A 3528-nucleotide genomic window follows, 5' to 3' on the forward strand; every position below is an offset into this window, starting at 1 on the left:
GGCGCCGGTCGGGTCGGGCGCAACGGGGACGGGGACGGGACCTGTGCCACCGTCGGGGCCGAGGTCCCCGACGGGGCCGTCCCCTCCGGTGGTGTCGGCGGCCGGGCGGTGTGCGGGGGAGACACCGGCCGCGGTGGCGGCGGCGCGGGCGCCGGAAGCACGGACCTCGTGCCGGTGCCCGCGCGGATGACGGGCCCGTCCGGCTGCGGCTTCGTCCTCGACGGGCGGACGGGCATCGACGCCGCGCCGGGCACGGAGGGCACCGAGCGGTGGCTGCGGTCCGCGGTCGGCGCCGCCTTCGGACTGGCCCTGCCGCCCGTGCCCGCCGGGCGGCACGACGCCGTGGCGCTGCGCCTGGACCCGCGGCTCGGAGCGGAGGCGTACCGGCTCGACGTCGTCGCCGCGACCCGGAGCGTGCGGATCACCGGCGGCGACCCCGCCGGCGTGTTCTGGGGCGCGCAGACCCTCCGTCAACTCCTCGGCGCCGACGCCTTCCGGCGGGCGCCCGTGCGGCGCGGCGGACGCGCCGCCCCCGCCGTCCTCACCGGCCTGGGCATCGAGGACCGGCCGCGGTTCGGGTGGCGGGGGCTGCTGCTGGACGTCGCACGCCACTTCCTGCCCAAGGACGACGTCCTGCGGTACGTGGACCTCCTCGCCGCCCACAAGCTGAACGTGCTGCACCTGCACCTCACCGACGACCAGGGCTGGCGGATCGAGATCCGCCGGTACCCGAGGCTGACCGCCGTCGGCGCGTGGCGGAGCCGCACCAAGCGCGGACACCGCGCCTCACCGCTGTGGGACGACACCCCGCACGGCGGCTACTACACCCAGGACGACATCCGCGAGATCGTCGCGTACGCCGCCGAGCGGCACGTCCGCGTCGTGCCGGAGATCGACCTCCCGGGCCACTCCCAGGCCGCCATCGCCGCGTACCCGGAGCTCGGCAACACCGACGCCGTCGACACCGCCGGCCTCGCCGCCTGGGACACCTGGGGGGTCAGTCCGCACGTGCTCGCCCCCACCGCACACGTCCTGCGCTTCTACGAGGGCGTGTGGGAGGAGGTGTTGGAGCTCTTCCCCGCCGAGACGTCGCCGTTCGTCCACATCGGCGGCGACGAGTGCCCCAAGGACCAGTGGCGGGCCTCACCGACCGCGCAGGCCCGGATCGCGGAGCTGGGGGTGGGGGACGAGGACGGCCTGCAGAGCTGGTTCATCCGCCACTTCGACCGGTGGCTCGCCGCGCGCGGACGGCGGCTCATCGGCTGGGACGAGATCCTGCAGGGCGGTCTGGCGCCGGGCGCCGCCGTGTCGTCCTGGCGCGGCTACGCCGGCGGGATCGCCGCCGCCGAGGCCGGCCACGACGTCGTCATGTGCCCCGAGCAGCACGTGTACCTGGACCACCGTCAGGACGCGGGCCCCGACGAGCCGGTGCCCCTCGGGTTCGTCCGCACCCTGGAGGACGTCTACCGGTTCGACCCCGTGCCGCCCGGACTCGGCCCCGACGCCGCCGCCCGCGTCCTCGGCACCCAGGCGAACCTGTGGAGCGAGGTGACGGAGAACCGCGCCCGCGTCGACTACCAGCTCTTCCCGCGGCTTGCCGCCTTCGCCGAGGTGGCCTGGTCGACCCGGCTCCCCGCGCCCCCGGCGCGCGACCTCGCCGACTTCGAGCGGAGAATGACCGCGCACTACCGGCGCCTTGAGGCACTCGGTGTCGACTACCGGCGCCCGGCGGGCCCGTTGCCCTGGCAGCGGCGGCCGGGACTGGTCGGGCGGCCGTTCGATCCGCGGCCCCCGGACGCCTGACCCGGCGGCCGCCGGGTGCCCGCGCGGGGGTGGATGAGCAGCCGGGAGAGCGAGCACCGATCTCCCCCATGTGCGAAAGAACGGGCGAATGGGGTGAAGGGGGTGATTGCCTGAAGCGGTGGCGGATCAAGGGAGGTCACGGGAGGGGCCGGGAGGTCGCGGGCGGATACACCCTTCGCGGACCCTCGCGCCGGACAGCCCGGAAGATGTGCCAGAGTTTCCACGTCCGGGCTGTGAGCACGTACGGTACGGCAACACAGCCGGGACGACCGGGACAGCCGAAACAGCCGATACAGCCGGGACCGGGACACCGGGAAGGGGCAGCTGGGTTGACCACGCACGCACCGCGGGCGGCGCAGTCCGTCACGCTGCCGGCCACGCTCGCCGAGGCCGTGGCCGCGCTCACCGCCATGCCCGCCGCCGTGCCCGCCGCCGGCGGCACCGACCTCATGGCGGCCGTCAACAAGGGCCGGCTCCGCCCGGCCGGACTCGTCGGGCTGGGCCGCGTCAACGAGATCCGCGGCTGGCAGTACCAGGACGGCCACGCCCTCCTCGGCGCCGGCCTCACCCACGCCCGCATGGGCCGCCCCGACTTCGCCGCGCTCATCCCCGCCCTGGCCGCCGCCGCCCGCGCCGCCGGACCGCCGCAGATCCGCAACGCCGGCACCCTCGGCGGCAACGTCGTCACGGCCGCCCCGACCGGCGACACCCTGCCCGTGCTCGCCGCGCTGGAGGCCGACCTGGTCGTCGTCGGGCCGGGCGGCGCCCGCGAGATCCCGGTCTCCCACCTGCTGGCCGGACGCGAGATGCTCGGCCCCGCGGAACTGGTCGCGCACGTGCGGGTCCCGCTGCTGCACGCCCCGCAGGTCTTCCTCAAGGCCACCGGGCGGACCGGCCCCGGCCGCGCCCTCGCGTCGGTCGCCATCGTCCTGGACCCGGCACGGCGCGCCGTCCGCTGCGCGGTCGGGGCCATCGCCCCGATGCCGCTGCGGCCGCTGGAGGCCGAGCACTGGATCGCCTCACTCGTCGACTGGGACGGGGAGCGCGGACTCAGCCCGGAGGCCCTGGTGGCCTTCGGCGAGTACGTGGCGGCCGCCTGCATCCCGGACCAGCCGCCGGCCGCCGAGGGCGAGGAGCCGCCCCCGCTGCCACCCGCCGTACTGCATCTGCGGCGCACCGTCGCCGTGCTGGCCCGACGAGCACTGGGGAGGGCGCTGTCGTGACCGCCGACGAGACCGAGAACCGGCACCAGGACCATCCGGACCACCAGGCACATCAGGACCACCACGGCCGGGAGGGGCACGAAGGCGGCTGGCAGCCCCTCCCCGCGGGCGAGTACGACGGCGACGCCACCGCCTTCGTGCAGCTCCCGCCCGGCGCCGGCCTGGACGGCTTCCCCCTGGAGGCACCCGGCCACGGCTTCGTGCCGCCGGAGATCACCGACCCGCACGCCACGGCCCAGTGGAACTTCCACGAGGCCGTGGCGGCGGCGGAGCCGCCGCCCGCTCCGGCGCCGCCCGCGGAGCGGCCCTACCCGCAGACGCCCCCGCCCGGCGGCACCGAACTGACCGGGCAGTGGACCATCCCCGTGGCGCAGGGCGACCTGCCCGAGGAGTCCGGCGAGTACCGGCTCGCCGCGGGATCGCCCGCCGCCGTACCGGACTGGTCCCACGGCACCCCGCCCGCGACCCTCCCGGGCGGCGCCCCCGCACCCTGGGCCCCCAC

General features: G+C 76.6%; 2 protein-coding genes and 1 pseudogene. All 3 read left to right on the forward strand.

The window, feature by feature from the left end; all coding sequences use genetic code 11:
• The first annotated feature begins 108 nt into the window (after window positions 1-108).
• Entirely contained in the window at window positions 109-1803 is a 1695-nt protein-coding gene (locus tag BJP40_RS11450; RefSeq protein WP_371258626.1) for a beta-N-acetylhexosaminidase, read from the forward strand.
• Window positions 1804-2132: 329 nt separating this feature from the next.
• Complete coding sequence (locus BJP40_RS11455; protein ID WP_071280272.1) at window positions 2133-3026, forward strand: xanthine dehydrogenase family protein subunit M; 894 nt, start codon at window positions 2133-2135, stop codon at window positions 3024-3026.
• Window positions 3023-3528: pseudogene (locus tag BJP40_RS11460) on the forward strand (hypothetical protein); the annotation flags it as partial. The gene BJP40_RS11455 and the pseudogene BJP40_RS11460, both read left to right, overlap by 4 nt.

Origin of the sequence: Streptomyces sp. CC53 (genome assembly GCF_001865245.1) — a bacterium.
In the GTDB taxonomy this organism is placed as follows: domain Bacteria; phylum Actinomycetota; class Actinomycetes; order Streptomycetales; family Streptomycetaceae; genus Streptomyces.